This is a genomic window from Stakelama flava (genome assembly GCF_019351405.1).
Classification (GTDB): domain Bacteria; phylum Pseudomonadota; class Alphaproteobacteria; order Sphingomonadales; family Sphingomonadaceae; genus Sphingomonas; species Sphingomonas flava_A.
In genome coordinates, this window is sequence record NZ_JAHWZX010000002.1 from 175934 (window position 1) to 197870 (window position 21937).

The 21937-nt window shown below is 62.3% G+C and carries 24 protein-coding genes, 1 tRNA gene and 1 pseudogene; 13 read left to right on the top strand and 13 right to left on the bottom strand.

Features of this window, described 5'->3' with window-relative positions; all coding sequences use genetic code 11:
* Nucleotides 1–64: 64 nt before the first annotated feature.
* The gene (locus tag KY084_RS02970) at nt 65–661 is read right to left on the bottom strand and encodes a TetR/AcrR family transcriptional regulator (protein ID WP_219236942.1); all 597 of its coding nucleotides are present in this window, start codon (nt 659–661) and stop codon (nt 65–67) included.
* Between the two features lie 99 nt (nt 662–760).
* Here KY084_RS02970 and KY084_RS02975 point away from each other — a divergent pair, with 99 nt between their 5' ends.
* Nucleotides 761–1123 (top strand): VOC family protein, encoded by a 363-nt coding sequence (locus tag KY084_RS02975; protein ID WP_246586825.1) that lies wholly within the window; start codon nt 761–763, stop codon nt 1121–1123.
* 30 nt (nt 1124–1153) lie between these two features.
* On the opposite strand, the pseudogene KY084_RS02980 reads toward KY084_RS02975, so the two are convergent.
* From KY084_RS02980 to thiS, 3 genes and pseudogenes are all read right to left on the bottom strand, one after another.
* A pseudogene (locus KY084_RS02980) lies at nt 1154–1432 on the bottom strand (acyl-CoA carboxylase biotin carboxyl carrier protein subunit); the annotation flags it as partial.
* 122 nt (nt 1433–1554) lie between these two features.
* Nucleotides 1555–2463, bottom strand: coding sequence for a formylglycine-generating enzyme family protein (locus tag KY084_RS02985; RefSeq protein WP_219237098.1), 909 nt, complete (start codon nt 2461–2463; stop codon nt 1555–1557).
* 125 nt (nt 2464–2588) lie between these two features.
* Nucleotides 2589–3593: a sulfur carrier protein ThiS gene (gene thiS, locus KY084_RS02990; protein WP_219236943.1), complete on the bottom strand. Its 1005-nt coding sequence runs from the start codon at nt 3591–3593 to the stop codon at nt 2589–2591.
* A 73-nt stretch (nt 3594–3666) separates the two neighbouring features.
* Here thiS and aroQ point away from each other — a divergent pair, with 73 nt between their 5' ends.
* The 10 genes from aroQ to bfr all read left to right on the top strand — a co-directional run bounded on the left by aroQ (nt 3667) and on the right by bfr (nt 12704).
* Nucleotides 3667–4101, top strand: coding sequence for a type II 3-dehydroquinate dehydratase (gene aroQ, locus KY084_RS02995; RefSeq protein WP_219236944.1), 435 nt, complete (start codon nt 3667–3669; stop codon nt 4099–4101).
* Between the two features lie 31 nt (nt 4102–4132).
* Nucleotides 4133–4639, top strand: coding sequence for an acetyl-CoA carboxylase biotin carboxyl carrier protein (gene accB, locus KY084_RS03000; protein WP_219236945.1), 507 nt, complete (start codon nt 4133–4135; stop codon nt 4637–4639).
* Between the two features lie 3 nt (nt 4640–4642).
* Nucleotides 4643–6007, top strand: a complete 1365-nt coding sequence (accC, locus tag KY084_RS03005) for an acetyl-CoA carboxylase biotin carboxylase subunit (RefSeq protein ID WP_219236946.1) — start codon at nt 4643–4645, stop codon at nt 6005–6007.
* The gene (arsC, locus tag KY084_RS03010; RefSeq protein WP_219236947.1) at nt 6004–6348 is read left to right on the top strand and encodes an arsenate reductase (glutaredoxin); all 345 of its coding nucleotides are present in this window, start codon (nt 6004–6006) and stop codon (nt 6346–6348) included. The genes accC and arsC overlap by 4 nt, the downstream gene beginning before the upstream one ends.
* Nucleotides 6349–6354: 6 nt before the next feature.
* Nucleotides 6355–7833 carry a phospholipase D-like domain-containing protein gene (locus KY084_RS03015; protein ID WP_343227941.1) on the top strand — a complete coding sequence of 493 codons (1479 nt, stop codon included), beginning with the start codon at nt 6355–6357 and terminating at the stop codon, nt 7831–7833.
* Between the two features lie 33 nt (nt 7834–7866).
* Nucleotides 7867–10086 (top strand): phosphoribosylformylglycinamidine synthase subunit PurL, encoded by a 2220-nt coding sequence (gene purL, locus KY084_RS03020; RefSeq protein ID WP_219236948.1) that lies wholly within the window; start codon nt 7867–7869, stop codon nt 10084–10086.
* An 88-nt stretch (nt 10087–10174) separates the two neighbouring features.
* The gene (locus KY084_RS03025; protein ID WP_219236949.1) at nt 10175–10549 is read left to right on the top strand and encodes a hypothetical protein; all 375 of its coding nucleotides are present in this window, start codon (nt 10175–10177) and stop codon (nt 10547–10549) included.
* Between the two features lie 84 nt (nt 10550–10633).
* Nucleotides 10634–11911, top strand: coding sequence for a DUF418 domain-containing protein (locus KY084_RS03030; RefSeq protein WP_343227942.1), 1278 nt, complete (start codon nt 10634–10636; stop codon nt 11909–11911).
* Between the two features lie 62 nt (nt 11912–11973).
* Nucleotides 11974–12144, top strand: a complete 171-nt coding sequence (locus tag KY084_RS03035) for a (2Fe-2S)-binding protein (protein ID WP_219236950.1) — start codon at nt 11974–11976, stop codon at nt 12142–12144.
* Nucleotides 12145–12218: 74 nt separating this feature from the next.
* Nucleotides 12219–12704 (top strand): bacterioferritin, encoded by a 486-nt coding sequence (gene bfr, locus KY084_RS03040; RefSeq protein ID WP_219236951.1) that lies wholly within the window; start codon nt 12219–12221, stop codon nt 12702–12704.
* A gap of 12 nt (nt 12705–12716) precedes the next feature.
* Here bfr and KY084_RS03045 read toward each other — a convergent pair whose 3' ends face one another.
* The 4 genes from KY084_RS03045 to KY084_RS03060 all read right to left on the bottom strand — a co-directional run bounded on the left by KY084_RS03045 (nt 12717) and on the right by KY084_RS03060 (nt 16137).
* Nucleotides 12717–13139 carry an Hpt domain-containing protein gene (locus KY084_RS03045; RefSeq protein WP_219236952.1) on the bottom strand — a complete coding sequence of 141 codons (423 nt, stop codon included), beginning with the start codon at nt 13137–13139 and terminating at the stop codon, nt 12717–12719.
* A 121-nt stretch (nt 13140–13260) separates the two neighbouring features.
* The gene (scpC, locus tag KY084_RS03050; protein WP_219237101.1) at nt 13261–14781 is read right to left on the bottom strand and encodes a succinyl-CoA:acetate CoA-transferase ScpC; all 1521 of its coding nucleotides are present in this window, start codon (nt 14779–14781) and stop codon (nt 13261–13263) included.
* Between the two features lie 129 nt (nt 14782–14910).
* Nucleotides 14911–14985, bottom strand: a tRNA-Gln gene (locus KY084_RS03055).
* Between the two features lie 54 nt (nt 14986–15039).
* Nucleotides 15040–16137 carry a branched-chain amino acid aminotransferase gene (locus tag KY084_RS03060; protein ID WP_219236953.1) on the bottom strand — a complete coding sequence of 366 codons (1098 nt, stop codon included), beginning with the start codon at nt 16135–16137 and terminating at the stop codon, nt 15040–15042.
* Nucleotides 16138–16228: 91 nt separating this feature from the next.
* Here KY084_RS03060 and KY084_RS03065 point away from each other — a divergent pair, with 91 nt between their 5' ends.
* Nucleotides 16229–16738: a MarR family winged helix-turn-helix transcriptional regulator gene (locus KY084_RS03065; RefSeq protein WP_219237102.1), complete on the top strand. Its 510-nt coding sequence runs from the start codon at nt 16229–16231 to the stop codon at nt 16736–16738.
* A gap of 1 nt (nt 16739) precedes the next feature.
* On the opposite strand, the gene proC is transcribed toward KY084_RS03065, so the two are convergent.
* The 5 genes from proC to KY084_RS03090 all read right to left on the bottom strand — a co-directional run bounded on the left by proC (nt 16740) and on the right by KY084_RS03090 (nt 19955).
* Nucleotides 16740–17558, bottom strand: a complete 819-nt coding sequence (proC, locus tag KY084_RS03070; RefSeq protein WP_219236954.1) for a pyrroline-5-carboxylate reductase — start codon at nt 17556–17558, stop codon at nt 16740–16742.
* On the bottom strand, nt 17555–18061 hold the full coding sequence (locus tag KY084_RS03075) for a type III secretion system chaperone family protein (RefSeq protein WP_219236955.1): 507 nt from the start codon (nt 18059–18061) through the stop codon (nt 17555–17557). The genes proC and KY084_RS03075 overlap by 4 nt, the downstream gene beginning before the upstream one ends.
* Nucleotides 18062–18237: 176 nt before the next feature.
* Entirely contained in the window at nt 18238–18510 is a 273-nt protein-coding gene (locus tag KY084_RS03080) for an accessory factor UbiK family protein (protein WP_219236956.1), read from the bottom strand.
* Between the two features lie 13 nt (nt 18511–18523).
* Entirely contained in the window at nt 18524–19081 is a 558-nt protein-coding gene (locus tag KY084_RS03085; RefSeq protein WP_219236957.1) for a TspO/MBR family protein, read from the bottom strand.
* 121 nt (nt 19082–19202) lie between these two features.
* Nucleotides 19203–19955, bottom strand: a complete 753-nt coding sequence (locus KY084_RS03090) for a TlyA family RNA methyltransferase (RefSeq protein ID WP_219236958.1) — start codon at nt 19953–19955, stop codon at nt 19203–19205.
* A 76-nt stretch (nt 19956–20031) separates the two neighbouring features.
* Here KY084_RS03090 and KY084_RS03095 point away from each other — a divergent pair, with 76 nt between their 5' ends.
* Nucleotides 20032–21918 (top strand): ABC-F family ATP-binding cassette domain-containing protein, encoded by a 1887-nt coding sequence (locus tag KY084_RS03095; RefSeq protein ID WP_219236959.1) that lies wholly within the window; start codon nt 20032–20034, stop codon nt 21916–21918.
* The last annotated feature ends 19 nt before the right edge of the window (nt 21919–21937 follow it).

Sequence of the window (21937 nt, forward strand, 5' to 3'; positions counted from 1 at the left end):
ATTGGGTGATTTCGCGACGGTCCAGTTTGGGAAAGGTGTGCTACAATGCCGAGCCTTTCGCCACTCAAACTTGATCGCGTCGGAGAAGTTGCGAACAGGCGATCAAACTGTCCGTGATGTCGTCATTCGTAGAAGGGACCTCCCCCGCCAGCCAGCTTCTCAGTATCGCAAATTGAGCAGCCGCGATCCCTTTTGCAGCTAAGAACGCAGCATTGTCTTTGAGACCCGCCCGAGTGCCATGCGATCGAATGGCTTCCGAAAGACACCGCTGAACGGCCGGTGCTGCGGTCGAATCCAAGAGAGCCCGCCAGACCGACCTGCGCTCCCAGAGATGCCGGACCGTTTCGCAAACGTAAGAACGGGCCGCACGCCCTGAAGCTGCCGTTGCAAGAGCCAGAACAACGGGCTGCAAAGCATGAACCAAGACATCGTCCTTGCCGCGAAAGTGCTCATAGAAAGTCGATTTTCCGAGGCCGGCGAGCGCAATGATATCGGATGCGCGTAGCGTTTCATACCGGTGCCGCAGCGCAAGTGCGGTGAAGGCATCGACGATAGCAGCGCGAGTGCGGGATACACTGCGAGTCTCTGACAATGGCAAGGCGAGCATTTGCGGCTGCTTAGCATCGGCAACCGCGCAATCGAAGTCTGGTTCGCCGGACATCTGCCGTCCTATGTCCGATTCGACGTGTCCGAGATGTTTTAGCACTCGTCAAAAGCGAAGAGTGCGGCCAGACCACACAATGATCTGATCTGGGAGACTATGAGCATGGACCATCGGGCAGTTGCGATAATTCCGAGCAACGATTTGGATAAGAGCGAGGCATTCTATCGGCGCCTGAAGTTCGATGTGGTTAGCGATTATGGCCACTACCGCATACTGGACGACGGTCATGGGTGGCACCTTCACCTCACCCATGTAGCCGGTTGGCCAAGGAACATCGAAGACAATCCGTTCGGCTTGTACCTTTATGTCGAAGACGTCGACGCACTGGCCGAGGCCGTGCGCGAACTCATAATCGAAGAGGGCGCGCCGCACGAGAAACCGTGGGGCACATATGAGTTTTCGGTTAGCGATCCCAGCGGGCTTCTCGTGCGCGTAGGCCGCATTATCGACGTTCCGTAGTGTCTGAGGCGGTGGGCTCAATGATTACAATTAGGGTCGCTTTCTGCCTTCAAATTCCATGATTACCGCATCAAGGCCAGGCTGTCGCCCGGCTTTGCGTTGAGCGATTTGACCACGGCCGATTTTTCGGCGCGCAGGATGTTTTCCATCTTCATCGCCTCGACCACCGCAAGCGGCTGGCCTGCCTCGACCGGCTCGCCTTCCTCCACCTCGAATCCGGGTGACGAAGCCCGGCATTGTACACAGCAGCAATCCGGAAAGGTCGGGCGGCTGCTTCTCGATCATATGCCTGGCAAGTTCGGCGATGCGCGATCCGCACCATTAAATCCTGGGACGAGACACGTGGTGCCGCCGAGCATCTTACGGTGCTGCGTAACCCGCGATGGCCCGATCATGCGAGTGATATTCGGCTACTTCATGAATGAAGTCGTTCATGGCCTCCGGACGCAGCGAAATCCGATATGCGAAGTCGAACTCTCGATCATTTCCGGATGGCGGGCGGCGGGGCGATAGCGCTGGCAGTAATTTTCGGCGCACAGATGCGATCCGCCCTTCAGCACCTTTCGCCCGATAGCGATTTGCGGCTGTTCGGGGTCGAGGCTCCGGCGCCGGGTGCCGCCGCGCGGATTTTCGATTGCACAGCATTTTCTGGGGGACGCAGCCGGTCTGGCGCTCCACCAGTCGGCGGTCCATTCCCACACATTACCGATCATGTCGTAAATGCCGAAATCGTTCGCCGGAAAGCTTCCGACGGGGGAAGTTCTTTCCCATCCGTCCAGGCACTGATTGGCGAAGGGGAACAGCCCCTGCCAGTAATTCGCCATCATTCTGCCCGCCGGGGCCAGTTCGTCGCCCCAGGCATATTCCGCGCCCTCCACACCGCCACGCGCGGCACATTCCCATTCAGCTTCGGTGGGAAGCGCCTTGCCCGCCCAGGCCGCATAGGCTTCGGCATCGCGATAGGCGATGTGGACAACCGGGTGATCGTCCAGCCCCTCGATCGCGCTTTGCGGACCAAGCGGGTGACGCCAATCCGCGCCAAAGCAGAATTCCCACCATTGGCCGGGATTTGAGGTATCGACCGGCGTCTTCGTTTTCCGAAAGACAAGCGAGCCAGCATGGCACATTTCGGGAAGGATGCCGGGATACTCTTCTGGATTCGGGGCTTCCTCCGCCATGGTGACATGGCCGGTATCGGCAACAAACCGCGCGAAATCGGCGTTCGTCACTGGATATATGTCGATTTCGAACGGATCGACGCGAACCCGGCGGGTCGGCGCTTCTTCGGGATAGAAACGGTCCGATCCCATCGTGAAAACCCCGCCCGCCACGGCGCGCATTTCGGGCTGGCCGGAATCGGCAGCAAAACTGCTGACGCGGACTGTCGAGGCGGCATGGGCACGCGATCCGGACTGATATCCTTTCTTCATATCCTGCACCCTCCGTCCCCGGCGCGCCGATCCTTTCAGATCAGGCCCGACAACGGGCTGGAGGGGTCGGCGTAGCGGCGCTTGCCCATGCGCCCCGCGCGATAGGCGAGCCGGCCGCTTTCCACCGCCAGCTTCATCGCGCGCGCCATCATGATCGGGTCCTTCGCCTCTGCAATGGCGGTGTTCATCAACACGCCGTCACAGCCGAGTTCCATCGCCACGCCCGCATCCGAAGCGGTGCCGACCCCGGCATCGACCAGCACGGGCACGTTCGCACCTTCCACGATCAGGCGGATCGTCACCCGGTTCTGGATGCCCAGCCCCGATCCGATCGGCGCGCCCAGCGGCATAATCGCCACCGCGCCCGCCTCCTCCAGCTGTTTCGCCGCGATCGGATCATCGGTGCAATAAACCATCGGCTTGAACCCTTCGGCGACCAGCGTTTCAGTCGCTTTCAGCGTTTCACGCATATCGGGGTACAGCGTCTTCGCCTCGCCCAGTACTTCCAGCTTGACCAGGTCCCAGCCGCCGGCTTCGCGCGCCAGCCGCAATGTGCGCACAGCCTCATCCGCGGTGAAGCATCCGGCGGTGTTGGGCAGATAGGTGACCTTTTGGGGGTCGATATAATCGGTCAGCATCGGCGCTTTGGGATCGGACACGTTCACCCGGCGCACCGCCACAGTGACGATGTCCGCCCCCGACGCCTCAAGCGCAGCCGCGTTCTGCGCGAAATCCTTGTATTTTCCGGTGCCCACGATCAGCCGCGAGCGAAACGTTCGTCCAGCGACCGTCCAGCTGTCATCGTCGATCGCCGCCTGATGATCGCCGCCGCCGACGAAATGGACAATCTCCAGCTCGTCGCCGTCCTCGACCCTCACCTCGCCCAATTTGGAGCGCGGAACGACCTCCAGATTGCGTTCGACCGCGATCTTTTCGGGAACGAAACCCAGTTCGCTCGCCAGTTCGGCGATGCTGTGCCCGGCCTTTACCCGGCGGTGTTCGCCATTGATGCGGATCGATGCGGTGCCGTCCTTGTGCATTGCTTTCCCTGTGCCGTAAGACCGATGGCGATTTAGGGGCGCGGCCCGCGCCCCGCAACCGAAAGGCTGTTCCTTGGCGCAAACGATTTTCGTCCTCAACGGTCCGAACCTGAACCTGCTCGGGCTTCGCGAACCCGAAATTTACGGCAACGAGACGCTGGACGACATTGCCGGACGGCTTCAGGACCGGGCGGGCGAACTCGATCTGGAAATCGACCTTCGCCAGTCGAATCATGAAGGGCACCTGATCGATTGGCTGCACGAGGCGCAGTCGCGAGAAGCGAAGGCGGTGATCCTCAACCCCGGCGGGCTTACCCACACATCGGTCGCGCTCCACGATGCGGTGAAGGGCATCACGACACCGGTCATAGAGGTGCATTTGTCCAACCCGCATGCGCGCGAGGAATTCCGCCATGTCAGCTTTATCGGTCGCGCCGCGCGCGGAACCATCGCGGGCTTCGGCGCGCTTTCCTACCTTCTGGCGCTTGAAGCGGCCGCGACTCTCTGACACAGGCCACGCTTCGTATTAAGAGGGGTTCATGAGCGAAGACAAGAAGCACGCAGGTGCAATCGCGGTCGATATCGACCTGGTGCGGCAACTCGCCGCGGTTCTGGACGATACCCAGCTTACCGAGATCGAGGTGGAAGACGGCGACCGGCGGGTTCGTGTCGCGCGCAAGCCGGGCAACGCCGCCCCGGCAAACTATGCCGTGCCGCAGCCGCAACCTGCGCCCGCCCCTGCCGCGCCGGTGCCCCCCGCAGGCGCATCGGTGCCCGCCGTCGATACCGCCGGCCCGTCGGCCGAGGACGATGCCGACGCGGTGCGTTCGCCGATGGTCGGCACTGCCTATCTGGCGGCGGAACCGGGTACGAAGCCCTTCATCGCCCCAGGCCAGAGGATCGAGGCGGGCGACACGCTGCTGATCGTCGAGGCGATGAAGGTGATGAACCCGATCAGCGCGCCGAATTCGGGCACGGTGAAGGCGGTGCTGGTGGAAAACGGCCAGCCCGTCGAGTTCGACCAGCCGCTCGTCATCGTCGAGTAACCGATGGCCAGAATCGAAAAACTGCTGATCGCCAATCGCGGTGAGATCGCGCTGCGCATCCATCGCGCCTGTCACGAAATGGGCATTCGCACCGTGGCGGTCCATTCGACCGCCGACGCCGACGCCATGCATGTCCGCCTTGCGGACGAAGCGATCTGCATCGGCCCGCCGCCCGCGGGCGAAAGCTATCTCAACATCCCGAACATCATTTCGGCTGCGGAAGTTTCCGGGGCCGACGCGATCCATCCCGGCTATGGTTTCCTGAGCGAAAACGCGAAGTTTGCCGAGATCGTCGAGTTACACAACATCCTGTTCGTCGGCCCGAAGCCCGAACATATCCGCATCATGGGCGACAAGGTGGAGGCGAAGCGCACGGCCGGAAAACTGGGCCTGCCGCTGGTGCCGGGTTCCGACGGCGCGATCACCGATGTCGATGAGGCAAAGAAACTGGCCGCCGAAATCGGCTATCCGGTGCTCATAAAGGCGGCATCGGGCGGTGGCGGCCGCGGCATGAAGGTGGTGCCGGGTGAGGACCAGCTCGAAACGCTGATGCGTCAGGCAGGCAGCGAGGCGAAGGCAGCGTTCGGCGACGCCACCGTCTATATGGAAAAATATCTCGGCAATCCGCGCCATATCGAATTTCAGGTGTTCGGCGACGGCAATGGCAACGCCATCCATCTGGGCGAGCGCGACTGTTCGCTGCAGCGACGTCACCAGAAGGTGCTGGAGGAAGCCCCCTCCCCCGTCATCAGCGCTGAAGAGCGCGAACGCATGGGCGGCATCGTCGCTGGCGCGATGGCCGATATGGGCTATCGCGGCGCGGGGACGATCGAATTTCTTTGGGAAAAAGGTGAATTCTATTTCATTGAAATGAATACCCGGCTTCAGGTCGAACATCCGGTTACCGAAGCGATCACCGGCCTCGACCTGGTGCGCGAACAGATTCGCATTGCCGAGGGCGAACCGCTTTCGGTCGCGCAGAAGGACGTCGAATTTCGCGGGCACGCGATCGAGTGCCGGATCAATGCCGAGGACCCGCGCACCTTCACCCCGTCGCCGGGCAAGGTTACCCATTTCCACCAACCCGGCGGGATGAACGTGCGCGTCGACAGCGGGCTGTACGCCGGGTATCGGATTCCGCCATATTACGACAGCATGATCGCCAAGCTGATCGTCTATGGCCGCACGCGGAAGGGCGCGCTGATGCGGCTTCGTCGTGCGCTGGACGAATTCGTCGTGGAAGGGATCAAAACGACGATCCCGCTGCATCAGGCCTTGCTCGACAATCCCGAATTCCAGCAGGGGGCCTATACGATCAAATGGCTTGAGGAATGGCTTGCCGGGGAAGAAGAAGAAGAAGCGGAATGAAGGCGACGATCTGGCATAATCCGCGCTGCTCAAAATCGCGCGAGACGCTGAAAATCCTCGAAGCGGAACCGGGGGTCGAGGTCGATATTGTGAAATATCTCGAATCGCCGCCCAGCCGCGAAACGCTTGCCAAACTGTACAAGCGCGCAGGCATATCGGCGCGCGACGGCCTTCGCACGCAGGAAGCGAAGGCGAAGGAACTGGGGCTGAAAGACGCGAGCGAAGGCGAAATCCTCGATGCCATGGCCGAACATCCGATCCTGATCGAACGGCCGCTTGTGGAGACCGAAAAGGGCGCGGTGCTGGGCCGCCCGCCCGAAAAGGTCCGGGAAATCCTGTAAGCCTTCGTGGTCGCATCCGTCCCTGCCCTTGAGCCCGGCCGTAATTGCTGGCGGATCGAACATGCGAGCGCGGCGAATGTGATCGTCGACGCCGACGATTATTTTCGCATTTGCCGCGATGCGATGAAAAAGGCCGAGCATCAGATTCTGCTGATCGGATGGGATTTCGACGCCCGCATCCGCCTGGTTCAGGATGATGAGGATGAAGCGCCGGGCGAAGTCGGCGCATTCCTCGACTGGCTGATCGCACGAAAACCCGGCCTGCATGTCAACATCCTGCGCTGGGACACCGGCGCGTTGAAAAGCCTGGCGCGGGGCCGAACGATGCTGACGCTGGCGCGATGGTGGTGGCACAAGCGCATTCATCTTAAACTGGATCGTTTCCACCCCGCTGGGGCGTCGCACCATCAGAAAATTGTGGTCATCGACGATTGTCTCGCCTTTTGCGGTGGGATCGACATGACCGACGACCGATGGGACACGCGCGCGCATCGCGACAAGGAACCCGACCGGGTCGAACCGGGCGGCAACGCGTATGGCCCGTGGCACGATGCGACGACGGCGCTTACCGGCCCGGTGGCGAAAGCGCTGGGCGAACTTTGCCGCGACCGCTGGACCCGCGCAGGCGGATCGCCGCTGCCCGTACCGCCGGCGACCGAGCCGCGCTGGCCCGAAACGCTGCCCAGGGCGTTCGAAAACTGCGATGTAGCGATTTCGCGCTCCTTCCCCGCCATGCCGGACCAGCAGCCGATCCGCGAGATCGAGCAACTATATCTCGATCTGATCGCGCGGGCCGAACACTGGATCTATGCAGAAAGCCAGTATTTCGCTTCGCGCCGTATTGCAGAGGCGATCGGCAAGCGGCTGGAAGAACCCGATGGCCCCGAAATCGTCATCGTCAATCCTGTGAAGGCGGATGGATGGTTGGAACAGGAAGCGATGGATTCAGCGCGCGCGCGCCTGCTCCGCGTATTGCAAAATAACGATCCGCACGGCCGGCTGGGCGTTTTTCATGCCGAAACGGCGGGCGGCAATCCGATCTATATCCATGCCAAGGTCACCGTGATCGACGGCCAAATCCTGCGCGTCGGATCGTCCAATTTCAACAATCGATCGCTCCGCCTCGATACCGAATGCGACGTGACGATCGATTCGACGCGCGGCGCCAACAGCGGTTGCGCCGACGCGGTCGCGCATGTCGCGCATGACCTGATCGCCGAACATCTGGGCAGCGATGCGGATCGGGTGAAGGCGGTGCTGGCCGAAACCGGGTCGCTGCTCGCGACGATCGAACGGCTGGCTGGGACGGGGCGGCGGCTGCGCCGCTATCGCCTTCCCGAAATCAACGCGGTGGAAAGCTGGCTCGCCGATAACGAGATACTCGACCCCGAAGGGCCGGAGGAAATGTTCGAACCCATTTCCAAACGCGGGCTGTTCCGGCGGCTTCGTCGTCGCCGGAACCGCAAATCGCGATCGAAACGGTAGCGGGATGCGCGCGCGCCCGCTAAAGGCGCAGACATGACCGACATCACGCCACAGATCGTCGCCGAGCACGGCTTTTCCCCCGAGGAATATGAGCGCGTGCTCGCCGCCATGGGACGCGAACCCAACCTTACCGAACTGGGCATATTCTCCGTCATGTGGTCGGAGCATTGCAGCTATAAATCCAGCCGCATCCACCTGAAGAAGCTTCCCACCGAAGGGCCGCAGGTCATTTGCGGCCCCGGCGAAAATGCCGGGGTGGTCGATATCGGCGATGGCCAGGCGGCGATCTTCAAGATGGAGAGCCACAACCATCCCAGCTATATCGAGCCATATCAGGGCGCAGCGACCGGCGTGGGCGGCATATTGCGCGATGTGTTCACGATGGGCGCGCGCCCGATCGCAAACCTCAACGCGCTTCGGTTCGGCCGGCCCGATCATCCGAAGATGCGCCACCTGATCGCGGGCGTGGTTCACGGCATCGGCGGCTATGGCAATTGCGTCGGCGTTCCCACCGTCGGCGGAGAGGTGAATTTTCATCCCGCCTATGACGGCAACATCCTGGTCAATGCGATGACGGTCGGCGTCGCGGATACCGACAGGATTTTCTATTCGGCGGCCAGCGGTGTGGGCAATCCGATCGTCTATGTCGGATCGAAGACCGGGCGCGACGGCATCCATGGTGCGACCATGGCGAGCGCCGATTTCGGCGAGGATTCGGAAGAGAAGCGCCCCACGGTTCAGGTCGGCGATCCGTTTACCGAAAAACTGTTGATCGAGGCGTGCCTTGAATTGATGGCATCGGATGCGATCGTCGCGATTCAGGATATGGGGGCGGCCGGCCTCACCTCGTCCAGCGTCGAAATGGCGTCGAAGGGCGGCGTCGGCATCGAACTCGTCATGGACGACGTTCCGCAGCGCGAAACCGGCATGACGCCGTATGAAATGATGCTTTCCGAAAGCCAGGAACGCATGCTGATGGTGCTGAAGCCCGGCCGCGAGGGCGAAGCCGAAGCCATCTTCCGCAAATGGGAACTGGACTTCGCTGTCATCGGCACGGTCACCGACACCGGGCGCATGGTCCTGAAATGGCGCGGCGATACGGTGGCCGACATCCCGCTCGGTCCGCTCGCCGACGACGCGCCGCTTTATGATCGTCCGCATGTCGCGCCGGTGGTGCCCGCGATGCCCGACGACATCCCTGAATGCAGCGATATCAAGGCGGACCTGCTGACGCTGATCGGGTCGCCCGACATCGCTTCGCGCCGCTGGATATGGGAACAATATGACCATATGGTCGGTGCCGATACGGTACAGCGCCCCGGCGGCGACGCGGCGGTGGTGCGCGTCCACGGCACCGACAAGGCGCTGGCGATGACCACCGACTGCACCCCGCGCTATTGCCATGCGGACCCTGTCGAAGGCGGGAAACAGGCGATTGCCGAGGCGTGGCGCAACCTGTCGGCGGTCGGCGCGACGCCGCTTGCCGTGACCAACTGCCTCAATTTCGCCAATCCGCAGCGCCCCGAAATCATGGGGCAGTTCGTCGGTTGCCTGGAGGGCATGGGGGATGCGTGCCGCGCGCTCGATTTCCCGATCGTATCGGGCAATGTCAGCCTGTATAATGAAAGCAAGGCCACCGGCGGCGGCTCGGCGATCCTTCCCACGCCCGCGATCGGCGGCGTCGGGTTGCTGAAGGACTGGACCCGATCGTGCCGGATCGGCTTCACCGGAACCGGCGATGCCATTCTGGTCGTCGGCGACCGGATGGGCCATCTCGGTCAGTCGCTCTGGCTTCGCGAGGTGCTCGGCCGTGAAGACGGCCCGCCCCCGCCGGTCGACTTGCGCGCCGAACGCAAGGCGGGCGATTTCATCCGCAGCGGCATCGAAAATGGCTGGGTCACCGCCTGTCACGACGTATCGGACGGCGGCCTTGCCGTTGCGGTTGCCGAAATGGCGCTGGCATCGGGCATCGGCGCGATGATCAACGAACCGCAGCCCTTCGGCGTCGCGGGCAGCTTTTTCGGCGAGGATCAGGGACTGTACGTCGTCACGCTGCGCGACGATTCGCTCGCCGATTTCATGGAAGCTTCGGAAAAAGCGGATGTTGTCGTCGATCTGCTCGGCCGCACCATTCGCGATCGTATCGTGTTCGAACTGGAAGACGCCGATGCGGTCGTGTCGCTTGACGAGCTTCGCGCCGCGCATGAAGGCTTCTTCCCAAAATTGATGGGAGAGGACGCGGCACTGGCCTGAACCGGCACGGCACGGGAAACGGCCAGAGGGAACGGAAAGCGTCGCCGCCGGTTGGCATCTCACCCGTGATTTTTCCAAGGATATCAGCATGACCGACACACTTCCCCCGCTTGCACGAGAGCTCGGCTTCGAGCGCGGGATGAAGTGCTGGTTCCGCGACCTGCCCGACGATGTGCGAAAGGCGATCGCGCCCGAAAAAGCGGGAATGGAAGAACTCGCCGCCCCATCCGCGGGAATCGAGGGCGCATTGATCTTTGTCGAAAGCCGCGAAACGCTCGACAAGGAACTGGGCGCGTTTCACGAACTGCTCGACACCAATGGTTTTGTCTGGGTCGCCTACGGCAAGGAACTGAGCGAATCGGACGTGCTCGACGCCGCATCGCCGTGCGATATGGTACATGCGGGCGGCGTGACGCTTGCCGGTGGCCGCGCGATCAAGCTGGCGCACCGCCCTGGCCACTGATCGCCCTACGCAAACGGACTTGTCGTGCAGTGTCATCCCGCATTAGTGTGTTGATTATATATAACACCTAAAGGGGGAGTCGGGGTGGCAACCACCGGAACGGATCGGATCGTCACGCTGGACATTATCCGCGGGGTCGCGGTGATGGGCATACTGACAATGAACATCGCCGCATTCGGCCTGATCGAACCGGCCTATCTCAACCCCCTCGCGCAGCCCGGCGCCGACGGGGGCGATATCGCCGTGTATCTGATCAACTTCCTGTTTTTCGACGGGAAGATGCGGGGGTTGTTCTCCTTCCTGTTCGGCGCATCGATGCTGATGGTGATCCTGCGCGCCAAGGCAGGCGGCAACAGCGCGATCCGCACCCATTATGCCCGCATGGTGTGGCTGCTGGTGTTCGGCCTGATCCATTTATGGCTGATGTGGTGGGGCGACATACTGACGTTGTACGCGCTGGTCGGGATGATCGCCTGGTTCTTCCGCACCCAGCCGCCCCACAAACTGATCGCTGGCGCAATTGCGCTTATGGTCGCGCAATTCGCGCTGATGCTGCTGCTTCCCTTCGGAATCTTTATGATGCAGCTTGCCTCGCATCAGCCCGATGCGGGCGAACAGGTCCATCAGGCGCTGACGCAATTCCGGCACGGGTTCGGCATCCCCGAACGCGAATGGTCGATGGCGCAGATCGCACTGTACCGATCGGGCTATGGCGCGATCCTCAACCACAGAATGGAAACCGCATTTTCCGGCCCGGTAAATTCGCTGATCTTCTCCGGCGCCGAAACGCTTGCCTATATGATGCTTGGCATGGCGTGCCTGAAATCCGGTTTCCTGTCCGGAGAAGCGCCGCGCGCGACCTATCGCAAATGGGTGCTGATCGGATTCGGAGTGGGCCTTCCCGTCTATGCACTGCTTGCCGCCCTGCTGCTGCTGACCGGTTTTACCCCGCTGGCGGTTGCCGCTATCGTCATGACGGCGACCGTTCCGGTCCGTCCGCTGATGATCATGGGCTGGGCGGCGCTGATCATCCTTGCGATTCCGCGCACCGGCGCGCTGTCGCGGCGTATCGCGGCGGCCGGACGCATGGCCTTTTCCAATTATCTCGGGACCAGCCTGCTGTGCACCTTTCTGTTCTACGGCTATGGGACGGGCTGGTACGGTATGCTCGACCGCGCGCAATTATATCTTGTCGTCTTCGCGGTGTGGGCGATCATCCTGCTCTGGTCCGAACCATGGCTCCGCCATTTTCGATATGGCCCGCTCGAATGGTTGTGGCGATGCTGTGCGCGCGGCAAACTTCAGCCGCTTCGCGGCAGCGCGCTGGCCCCGCCAGCTAATATTGCGACCCACCCGCAATAATTATTGCAACTCGCTATCAATATCCCTATCCCGGCTCCCAGCAGCTTGGGAGACAGACACCGATGGTCGTTTGCGTGTGCAATGCAATTCGGGAAAAAGACGTCCGCGCCGCCGCCCGTGCCGGCGCCACCAGCGCCTGCCAGGCGTATCGTGCGGTGGGGTGCCAGGCCAAATGCGGTCAATGCGTTCCCTTTGCCCGCGCGATCATCGCTGAAGAACGCACCGCCGCCTGAACGCTGAATCGGCCGACCTTGCGCCCCCTGCCCCGCTCGCTTAAGCGATAGGGCAAATCGTTAAGGAGAAAGCGATGAAGGGTGACGAGCGCGTCATCGAATTCCTGAATTCGGTCCTCAAGAACGAGTTGACCGCGGTCAACCAATATTGGTTGCACTATCGCACGCTCGACCATTGGGGTGTGAAGCGGCTGGCCGCGTTCGAACGGCACGAATCGATCGACGAGATGAAGCACGCCGACTGGTTGGCGGAGCGCATCCTTTTTCTCGACGGGCTTCCCAATTTCCAGCTTCTCGGTCGGCTTCGCATCGGCGAAAGCGTCGAGGAGATAATCAAGGCTGATCTGGCGCTGGAGATGGAGGCGATCGCGGTGCTCCGCGATGCCATCGAATATTGCGAAACGGTGCGCGACTATGTCAGCCGCGATCTGTTCCGGCGAATTCTCGACAGCGAGGAAGAGCATGTCGACACGCTGGAACGCCAGTTCGAAATGATCGAGCGCATGGGACTGGAAAATTATATTCAGCTAAACGCGAAATCCGAAGACGAAATCGAATAACCACCGCCCCCTTCAGATTGAGGGCGCGACGCGCCGGCCGAACCCCGGCCTGCGCGTCATCAGCGGACTGGCCGCGCTTTCCAGCGTTTCGAGCGTCGCCCGGAAAACCGAACGCAGCCGGGCGATATGTTCGATCGCCTCACTGGGGTCGTCATGCTGTTCAACGCATTCGCGGCCGATCATCTCGATCGTTTCGGCAAGGTCGGCCAGCAATTCCGCACCCAACTGACGCGCTTCGCCTTTCAGCGTATGCGCCGGCAATACCAGCGCCGCCGCGTTCAGTGTGCCCCCTGCCTCTTCGATCCGGATCAGCGATTTTTCGCCGTCTTCACGAAAATAGCCGACAATGCGGACGAAATTGGCGCCCAACTCGCTGCGCGCCTGCTCAAAGGCCGCGCGATCGAGCAGTTCGTCTTCCTGATACGCCCCCTGCATGTTCGCTTTCCTCACACACCCAGCCAAGTCACCGGCTAATAAATCCGCGTTCGTAAACAGAAGATTTAAAGCGACGCGCATACCCCGGATAGACGCGATCGGGGCGTCCCTGGCGGAGGCCTTAGGCGCGCATGTTTCCGGTTTCGATGAAGCGCTGGTGCCAGGACAACGCTTCGCCGGGGAGCGATGGCGATTGCTGGCCATAGGAATGCATGCGCGCCCGGTCGAAATAATCGCGCAGCGCGTCGCGATACTCGGGATGCACGCAATTGGCGATGATGACATCCGCCCGTTTCCTGGGGCTAAGACCGCGCAAATCGGCCAGCCCCTGTTCGGTCACGATCACCTGCACATCCTGGGTGATGTGATCGACATGGCTTGCCTGCGGCACGATGGCGGAGATCGCACCGTTCTTCGCGATCGAGGGCGTCATGAAGATCGACACATAGGCGTTGCGCGCGAAATCGCCCGATCCGCCAATACCGTTCTGGATACGCGATCCCATGATGTGCGTCGAATTGACGTTGCCATAGATATCCGCCTCGATCAGCCCGTTCATGGCGATGCAGCCCAGACGGCGGACCAGTTCGGGATGGTTGCTGATCTCCTGCGGCCGCAAGATCAAACGATCGTGGAAAAACGCCATATTATCATTGATATGCGCGGCCTTGTCCGGGCTTAACGAAAAGGCGGTGGCCGACGCCATGCGCAGTTTCCCCGCCTCCAGCAGGTCGATCATCCCGTCCTGCACCACTTCGGTATAAGCGGTCATATTATCGAACGGACTGTCGATCAGGCCCGACAGCACGGCATTGGCGATGTTGCCGACGCCCGATTGAACGGGCAGCAGCGACGCCGGCAACCGGCCCTTCGCCACTTCATGCCGGAAAAATTCCAGCAGGTGTCCGGCGATAGCATTCGCACAAGCATCGGGCGGCGCGAACGGAAGGTTGCGATCGGGCGAATCGGTTTCGACGATCGCAACGATCTTTTCGGGGTCGCATCGCAGCGTCGGCTCACCAATCCGGTCGTCGGGCCGTACCAGCGGAATGGGAACGCGGTGGGGCGGCAGCGCGGTGCCGTAATAGATGTCGTGCATCCCTTCCAGCGCTTCGTTCTGCCAGCGATTGACTTCCAATATCACGCGATCCGCGCGATCGAGCCAGGTCTTGTTGTTGCCGACCGAAGAGGAGGGGATCAGCGCGCCGTCCGGCCGGATACCGCTGATCTCGATCACAGCAATGTCGAGCTTGCCCAGAAAGCCCTGCCACGCCATCGGCGCGACCTGGCTGAGGTGCATGTCGAGATATTCCATCGTACCGCGATTGATTTTCTCGCGTGCGATCGGATCGGAATTATAGGGCAGCCGCAATTCTATTCCGTCTGCCTTGGCCAGCGCACCGTCCAGTTCCGGGCCGGTCGACGCGCCGGTCCAGACGCGCACGTGAAACGGCGTTCCTTCCGCATGCGCTGCTTCGATCCGCCGGGCAAGCGCCAGCGGCACCGCCTTGGGATAACCTGATCCGGTAAAACCACTCATGCCTAGCGTGTCGCCCGAACGGATCATCGCCGCGGCATCGTCCGCCGACATAATTTTCGCCGCAAGCTTCGCATTCGCGACCCGAGAAGAACCGCTAACCATGTCCTGCATTCCCAAACCCTCACATCCCTGCGCCACTACCATGCCCGACAGCAAAGCATCGGACCATCAGGGATGTACCGGAAGGACGGGCCCGACATGCAGGCGCAGACAGCCAAGGATTAAACGAACTGGCTGGGGCGGCAGGATTCGAACCTGCGCATGGCGGCACCAAAAGCCGCTGCCTTACCGCTTGGCTACGCCCCAGCATCGCTTGGAAGCGACGCCCTTAGCATCGCTTTGCCGATTCTGGAAAGCCCTTCAGAACAGCCTTTTTACCCAGTCGTGCGGATCGGGTGCCTCGCCGCGCTGAATCGCGACCAGCCGGTCGCGCATTCGCTGCGTAATTTGGCCCGTGCCGCCGCTGCCGATCTGAAAATCGCCGGCGGTGGATTTGACGGTGCCGACCGGCGTCACCACCGCCGCGGTGCCGCAGGCAAAGCTTTCGACCAGCTTTCCGCTGTCCGCATCGGCGCGCCACTGATCGATGCCATACCCTTCCTCACGTACGGTAATGCCGTCGTCGCGCAGCAGGGTTAGGATCGAATCCCGGGTGATGCCGGGAAGGATCGTGCCTTTCAGCGGCGGGGTGACCACCGATCCGTCTTCGAACACGAAGAACAGGTTCATGCCGCCCAGTTCCTCGACCCATTTATGTTCGGCGGCATCAAGGAAGACCACCTGGTCGCAGCCGCGTTCGATCGCTTCGGCCTGCGCGACCAGGCTGGCGGCGTAGTTGCCGCCGCATTTGGCCGCGCCGGTGCCCCCCGGTGCGGCGCGGGTGTAATCGTCCGACACCCAGATGCTGATCGCCTTCGCCCCGCCCTTGAAATATGCGCCCACCGACGATGCGATGACCATGTAGAGATATTCCTTCGCCGGACGGACGCCGAGGAACGTCTCGCTGGCGAACATGAAGGGGCGCAGGTACAGCGCGCCGCCGTCCATATGCGGAATCCATTCGCGATCGATTTCGACCAGCCGCTCGACCGATTCGAGGAAAAGGCTTTCGGGCAGTTCGGGCATCGCCATGCGCGCGGCCGATTGACGAAAGCGCCGCGCATTCTGATCCGGCCGGAACAGGGCGGTACCGCCATCACCCAGCCGGTACGCCTTCATCCCTTCAAAGATTTCCTGCGCATAGTGCAGGACCGCGGCAGCAGGATCCATCGTCAGCGGTTCTCGCGCCTGGATCCGCGCATCGTGCCAGCCCGTCCCCTCGGTATAGCGGATGACCGCCATATGGTCGGTGAAAACCTTGCCAAACCCCGGATCGGCAATCCGCTCGGTCCGCTCGCTCGCCGGGACGGGCGCGCCATGTTCGCGGATGTCGAAGGATAGCGTCGCCTCGGCGTTCATGCGGGATTCCTCAAAGCAAAGGTCACGCCGCGCGACAAGCCGTTCGGCGCCTGGTTGCGGTGGGGTAGAGCCGATGGCAAAGACGGTCAACATGGCCGTACAGTCCCCTTCGGAGCCGTCGCGCACCGCATCGCCGCTGTTCCTGCGCGAGCCCGAAATCCGGCGCGGCATCGAACTGATGCTGCTGGGATATAATCACCTCACCCATGCGCTCGACACGATTCTGGCTGACGCGAGTCTGGGCCGCGCGCATCACCGCGCGCTGTATTTCATCGCGCGCCGCCCGGACCTGACCGTGGGCGAACTGCTTGGCCTGCTCGCCATCACCAAACAATCGCTCGGCCGTGTGCTGACCGACCTTGGTGAGCGCGGGTTGGTAGAGACGCGGCCCGGCACGCGGGACAGGCGGCAAAAGCTGCTTCGACTGACCGAAGCGGGAAAAATGCTCGAAGCGCGGTTGTTCGAGGCGCTGCGCGAAAGGCTCTCAGCCGCTTATTCGCAGGCTGGACAGGGCGCAGTCGGCGGTTTCTGGGCAGTGCTCGAAGGACTGGTGCCCGAAACGGAGCGCGACCGCGCAGCCGCGCTCCATCGATCGGATTGATTCACTCCCCGCGCGCCGCAGCGGCAAGTTCCTGATTGCGATCGCGCGACGCGGTGAGCGTCTTCACCATCAGTTTCTTCAGCGAATCGGCATCGTCGAGCACATTCATGCCCTCACGCGTGGAACCGCCGGGGCTTGCGACACGATCGGCCAGAACGCCCGGTGTCTCTTCCGCCTCCGCCGCCATTTGCGACGCACCGTCGACTGTGGCGGTCGCAAGCCGAAGCGCCTGATCCTTCGGCAACCCGACGGCAGCACCGGCCTCTGCAAAGGCGTCGATGAAGCGGAATACGAACCCCGGCCCGCAGCCCGACAGCGCGGTTCCGGCATCGAACAGCGATTCATCCTCGATCCATTCGACCAGACCCAGCGACTGCATCAGCGCGTCGGCCGCCTTTCCTGCGCCGCTGTCGGGTTCGGCACCGTTCAGAAGCACCACGCCCTTGCCCAGCCCGACCGGCAGGTTGGGCATCACCCGGACCACCGCGCCTGCATCAAAGCGTTTGGAAATCGCCGCAACCTCAACCCCAGCAAGGATCGAGAGCAGCAGCTTCACGCCCTTTACGCGCGGAGCAAGGCCCTTTGCCACATCGTCCAGCATCTGCGGCTTGACGCCCAGCATCAGCGCGTCGGGCATGCCGTCTTCCGGCGGGGTCTTCAAATGGCGAACACCATCGGGGATCTGCGGCTCGCCCGGATCGATGACCGTCACCTGATCCGGAGAGACGTCGCCGCTCTCCACCCACTGGCGCAGCATCGCGCCCGCCATGTTGCCGCAGCCGATAAGCCAGATCGTATTGGGAATGTCGCTGTTGCTCATGCCTCTCCTTGCGTGTCGATTAGTGCCGATGCGATCGCTTCGGCCGGTGTCTTTCCGCCCCACAGGACGAACTGGAACACCGGGTAATAGCGTTCGCACTCATCAATGGCCGACTCCACCAGCAGTTCCGCCTGCGGCAGCGTCAGCGTCGCGGCTTCGCCAGCGCCGATCATCGCGGCGTGACGGAAAAGCAGGATGCCGCTTTGCGACCAGAGTTCGAAATGGCCGATCCACATCTGTTCGTTGATCAGGCCCAGCGCCTCATACACGCTTGGCCGCCGATCCTCGGCGACGCGCACATCGGGAAAGGCCAGGAACTGAAGGACCGCATCCTCCTCCCGCCAGATTGCGCGCAGCTCATATTCGGTCCAGCTGCCCTTCACCCGGGCGACGATTTCATCTTCCTCGCGACGATACACCCAGCCATGTGCAGAAAAATAGCTTTCCAGCATATCGATCGGCTCGGCGGCATCGTCGTGATCGAATTCGGCTTCGTCCAGCATCACCTCGTTCCTAGCTACGAACGCATCGGTTCGTCATTGCGGATCGCTGCACCATGCGAAGAGTGCGCGAATGTCGGTCGGCTCGCAACCGATTTCGCGCCCGACGCTGCCAATGCAGGAAGGCCGGCACAAGCATAGCATGGCCGGCCCATTCGAAAAGTTGTGGAAAACCTGCGTCAGATCGGGGTGGAGGCGCCACCCTTCGCTTTCAGCGCGGCTTCCAGTTCGTCGACACGCTTTTTCAGCGCGTCTGCGTCGTCACGCGCGGCGGCCGCCATCTGCTTCACCGCGTCGAATTCTTCACGACTGACAAAGTCCAGGCCACCCATAAATTCCCTGGCGCGATCGCGCACCGCCTGTTCGCCCTCGCGCGCCATGCCGGCGAAAGTGCCTGCCGCGCCGTTCACGAACTTCACGAAATCGTCGAATACCCGGTTTTCGGATTGCATTGCTTGTCTCCCGTTACAGGGTAATTTGGGTAGCACCGCCGCCGCGCACAAGAGACCCGTCGGCATCGGGGTTGAGCTGATGGATGCGAACGGCGAGATATGCGGCAAAAATGATCCACAGCAGATAGGGCACGAGCAGCAGCGCAGCCATGCCGCGCACCCGCGCGAATAAAAGCGCCGTCATCGCCGTCAGCACGAACATGACCACGATCAGGACGATCGCCCAGACGGTCCGGTGCATACCGAAAAATATCGGCGACCATGCGAGATTGGCGATCAGTTGCAGCGCGAAAAAGGTGATCGCCCGGCCGCGCATGCGCGATCCGCGCGCGTTGATGACGATCGCCAGCGAAAGCCCCATCAGGATGTAGATGACGGTCCACGCCGCGGGGAACACCCAGTCGGGCGGGGTGAACGCGGGCTTGGTCAGCGCCGCATACCATGGGTTCATCGATCCGCTGGGCACCAGCCGCGACGATGCGAAGCCCAGCAGCAAAATAGCGGGCACGGTGACGATCGCCCATCGGAAAAAGGCAAGCCGCAACTGACCGCGCGACGCAAGCTCACTCACCAATATAGCCTCCCATATTCGCCCGCTCGAAAGGCGGCACGGCCGCCCGGCCTCGATGAAATTTTCATCGAAACCGGAAAGGATGGCACAGGGGCGCTGCCTACGCCGGAAATGTCAAGGGTCAGTCGCTTTTCGGGACGGTTTCGCACCGCGCGGCGATGAGAAATTCGACATTCCCCTCCGGCCCCGTAATCGGGCTGGGGACGACACCGTCCACGCTCCAGCCGCTATCGATCAGCCAGTCGCGAACCGCTTCGCACACCCGCGCATGGATTGCGGGGTCGCGAACCACGCCGCCCTTGCCGACCTCTTCGCGCCCCGCCTCGAACTGCGGTTTGATCAGCGCGATCAGCCGAGCGCCCTGGCGGGCAAAGGACAGCGGGCGTTCGAGCACCTTGGCAAGGCCGATGAAAGAGGCGTCGCATACGATGATGTCGATGGGTTCGGGGATATGCGCATCGGTCAGGATGCGCGCGCTGGTCTGTTCATGCACCACCACCCGGTCATCCTGCCGCAATTTCCAGGCAAGCTGGTTGGTGCCGCTGTCGACCGCATAGACGCGCGCCGCGCCGTTCGTCAGCAGCACATCGGTGAAGCCGCCCGTGGAGGAGCCGACGTCGATTGCGACCAAGCCGGTCACGTCCACCCCGAATGCCTCAATCGCATGGGCGAGCTTTATTCCGCCGCGCGATACCCAGGGATGGTCGCGCCCGCGCACTTCCAGCGCGGCGTCGGGGGCGAGTTGCTGGCCCGCTTTCTCTATCTTGCGTTCGCCCGAAAACACGGTGCCCGCCATGATGAGCGCCTGCGCGCGGGTGCGGCTTTCGACAAGGCCCCGTTCGACGAGCAATTGGTCGGCGCGTATCTTTGCCATGGCTCTCGCCTCTGCCCCGTGCCCGGCTTTCGCGCAAGGTAGCGCTGGGCGCGGCGCGGTGATAGGCGCTCCTCCCATGCTTACCCTGAATGGCATCACGGTGCGCCTTGGCGGGCGCACGATCCTCGACGGCGCCACGGCCGCCATCCCGCCGCGCGCGCGGGCCGGACTGATCGGACGCAACGGCGCGGGCAAATCCACGCTGGTGCGCGTGATCGCCGGGATGCTGGAACCCGATGACGGCAGCGCCGACATGCCGAAGGATTCGCGGCTCGGCTATATCGCGCAGGAGGCGCCAGCCGGTAGCGCGTCGCCCTTCGACACGGTCCTTGCCGCCGACATTGAACGCGCCGCGCTGATGGAAGAGGCCGAAACCTGTGTCGATCCCGACCGGATCGGCGAATTACACGAACGGCTGAACGCGATCGACGCGCATACCGCCCCTGCCCGTGCGGCGAAAATCCTCGCCGGGCTCGGGTTTGACGAAGAGATGCAGCATCGCGCGCTCGATGCTTATTCGGGCGGGTGGCGGATGCGCGTCGCGCTCGCCGCGCTGCTTTTCTCTCAGCCCGATGTGCTGCTGCTCGACGAACCGTCGAACCATCTCGACCTCGAAGCGGTGATCTGGCTTGAGGATTTCCTCAAAAGCTATCGCGGCACGATCATCGTGGTCAGCCATGAACGCGACTTCCTGAACAATGTCGTCGATCACATCGTGCATCTGGAACGCGGCAAGCTGACCCTCTATCCCGGCGGCTATGACGCGTTCGAACGCCAGCGCGCCGAACGGGTCGCGCAACTGGAAGCCGCGCGCGCCAACCAGGAGGCGCAGCGCGCCAAGCTGCAGGACTATATCGCGCGCAATTCGGCGCGGGCCTCCACCGCGAAACAGGCACAGTCGCGCGCTAAGGCCTTGGCGAAGATGCAGCCCATCGCCGCGATGGCCGACGATCCGTCGCTATCCTTCGGCTTTCCCGATCCCACCGAACTGCGCCCGCCGCTGATCACGCTCGACATGGCGACGGTCGGGTATGACGAAACACCGATCCTCAAGCGGCTCAACCTGCGGCTCGACCCCGATGACCGGATTGCGCTGCTGGGCCGCAACGGCAATGGTAAGACGACGCTCGCCCGCCTGCTCGCCGCGCAACTTTCCCCGATGGAAGGGGAGATGACGGCAAGCGGCAAGATGAAGGTGGGATATTTCACCCAGTATCAGGTTGAGGAACTCGACCATGCCGATACGCCGCTCGACCATATGACCAGACAAATGCCCGACCACAAACCAGCGGCGGTGCGCGCACAGCTTGGCCGGTTCGGGTTCAATGCCGACAAAGCGACGACGAAGGTGGGTAAGCTGTCGGGCGGGGAGCGCGCTCGGCTGGCGCTGGCGCTGATCACGCGCGATGCGCCGCATCTGCTGATCCTCGACGAACCGACCAACCATCTCGACGTCGATTCGCGTGAGGCATTGATTCAGGCGCTCAACGCCTATTCGGGCGCGGTGCTGCTCGTCAGCCACGATCGCCACATGCTCGAAATGACCGCCGACCGGCTGGTGCTGGTCGATGACGGCACCGCGAAGGAATTTGACGGTAGCATCGACGATTATATCGCCTTCATCCTGTCGAGCGGATCGTCCGCAAAGGGCGGCGGCGATGCAGGCAGCAAGGTCAGCAAGAAGGATCAGCGAAAGGCAAATGCCGCCGCGCGCGAACGCTTCAAGGAACTGTCGAAGCGGGTTAAGGCGATCGAGAGTCGGATGGACAAGCTGACGAAAGAACGCAGCGCCATCGACCGCGCGCTGTTCGATCCCGCCAGCGCAGATGCATCGCTGGCGCAACTCACCGCAAGCGACCTGATGAAACGCCGCGCCGAACTGGAACCCAGGATCGAGGCGATCGAGGCCGAATGGCTGGAAGCGAACGAAGCGCTGGAGGCGGACAGGAACGAGGCGGCGTAAGCATCATCGCTCAACGGTT

What these genes read in the sequence shown, in the direction of transcription:
- purL (WP_219236948.1), top strand. Translation starts at nt 7,867, where the DNA reads ATGACCGACATCACGCCACAGATCGTCGCCGAGCACGGCTTTTCCCCC.
- KY084_RS03095 (WP_219236959.1), top strand. Translation starts at nt 20,032, where the DNA reads ATGCTTACCCTGAATGGCATCACGGTGCGCCTTGGCGGGCGCACGATC.
- KY084_RS02970 (WP_219236942.1), bottom strand. Translation starts at nt 661, where the DNA reads ATGTCCGGCGAACCAGACTTCGATTGCGCGGTTGCCGATGCTAAGCAG.
- KY084_RS03075 (WP_219236955.1), bottom strand. Translation starts at nt 18,061, where the DNA reads ATGCTGGACGAAGCCGAATTCGATCACGACGATGCCGCCGAGCCGATC.
- proC (WP_219236954.1), bottom strand. Translation starts at nt 17,558, where the DNA reads ATGAGCAACAGCGACATTCCCAATACGATCTGGCTTATCGGCTGCGGC.
- KY084_RS03045 (WP_219236952.1), bottom strand. Translation starts at nt 13,139, where the DNA reads ATGCAGGGGGCGTATCAGGAAGACGAACTGCTCGATCGCGCGGCCTTT.
- thiS (WP_219236943.1), bottom strand. Translation starts at nt 3,593, where the DNA reads ATGCACAAGGACGGCACCGCATCGATCCGCATCAATGGCGAACACCGC.
- KY084_RS03065 (WP_219237102.1), top strand. Translation starts at nt 16,229, where the DNA reads ATGGCCGTACAGTCCCCTTCGGAGCCGTCGCGCACCGCATCGCCGCTG.
- scpC (WP_219237101.1), bottom strand. Translation starts at nt 14,781, where the DNA reads ATGGTTAGCGGTTCTTCTCGGGTCGCGAATGCGAAGCTTGCGGCGAAA.
- KY084_RS03090 (WP_219236958.1), bottom strand. Translation starts at nt 19,955, where the DNA reads ATGGCAAAGATACGCGCCGACCAATTGCTCGTCGAACGGGGCCTTGTC.
- KY084_RS03025 (WP_219236949.1), top strand. Translation starts at nt 10,175, where the DNA reads ATGACCGACACACTTCCCCCGCTTGCACGAGAGCTCGGCTTCGAGCGC.
- accB (WP_219236945.1), top strand. Translation starts at nt 4,133, where the DNA reads ATGAGCGAAGACAAGAAGCACGCAGGTGCAATCGCGGTCGATATCGAC.
- arsC (WP_219236947.1), top strand. Translation starts at nt 6,004, where the DNA reads ATGAAGGCGACGATCTGGCATAATCCGCGCTGCTCAAAATCGCGCGAG.
- KY084_RS03060 (WP_219236953.1), bottom strand. Translation starts at nt 16,137, where the DNA reads ATGAACGCCGAGGCGACGCTATCCTTCGACATCCGCGAACATGGCGCG.
- KY084_RS03080 (WP_219236956.1), bottom strand. Translation starts at nt 18,510, where the DNA reads ATGCAATCCGAAAACCGGGTATTCGACGATTTCGTGAAGTTCGTGAAC.
- KY084_RS02975 (WP_246586825.1), top strand. Translation starts at nt 761, where the DNA reads ATGAGCATGGACCATCGGGCAGTTGCGATAATTCCGAGCAACGATTTG.
- accC (WP_219236946.1), top strand. Translation starts at nt 4,643, where the DNA reads ATGGCCAGAATCGAAAAACTGCTGATCGCCAATCGCGGTGAGATCGCG.
- KY084_RS03035 (WP_219236950.1), top strand. Translation starts at nt 11,974, where the DNA reads ATGGTCGTTTGCGTGTGCAATGCAATTCGGGAAAAAGACGTCCGCGCC.
- KY084_RS02985 (WP_219237098.1), bottom strand. Translation starts at nt 2,463, where the DNA reads ATGCGCGCCGTGGCGGGCGGGGTTTTCACGATGGGATCGGACCGTTTC.
- bfr (WP_219236951.1), top strand. Translation starts at nt 12,219, where the DNA reads ATGAAGGGTGACGAGCGCGTCATCGAATTCCTGAATTCGGTCCTCAAG.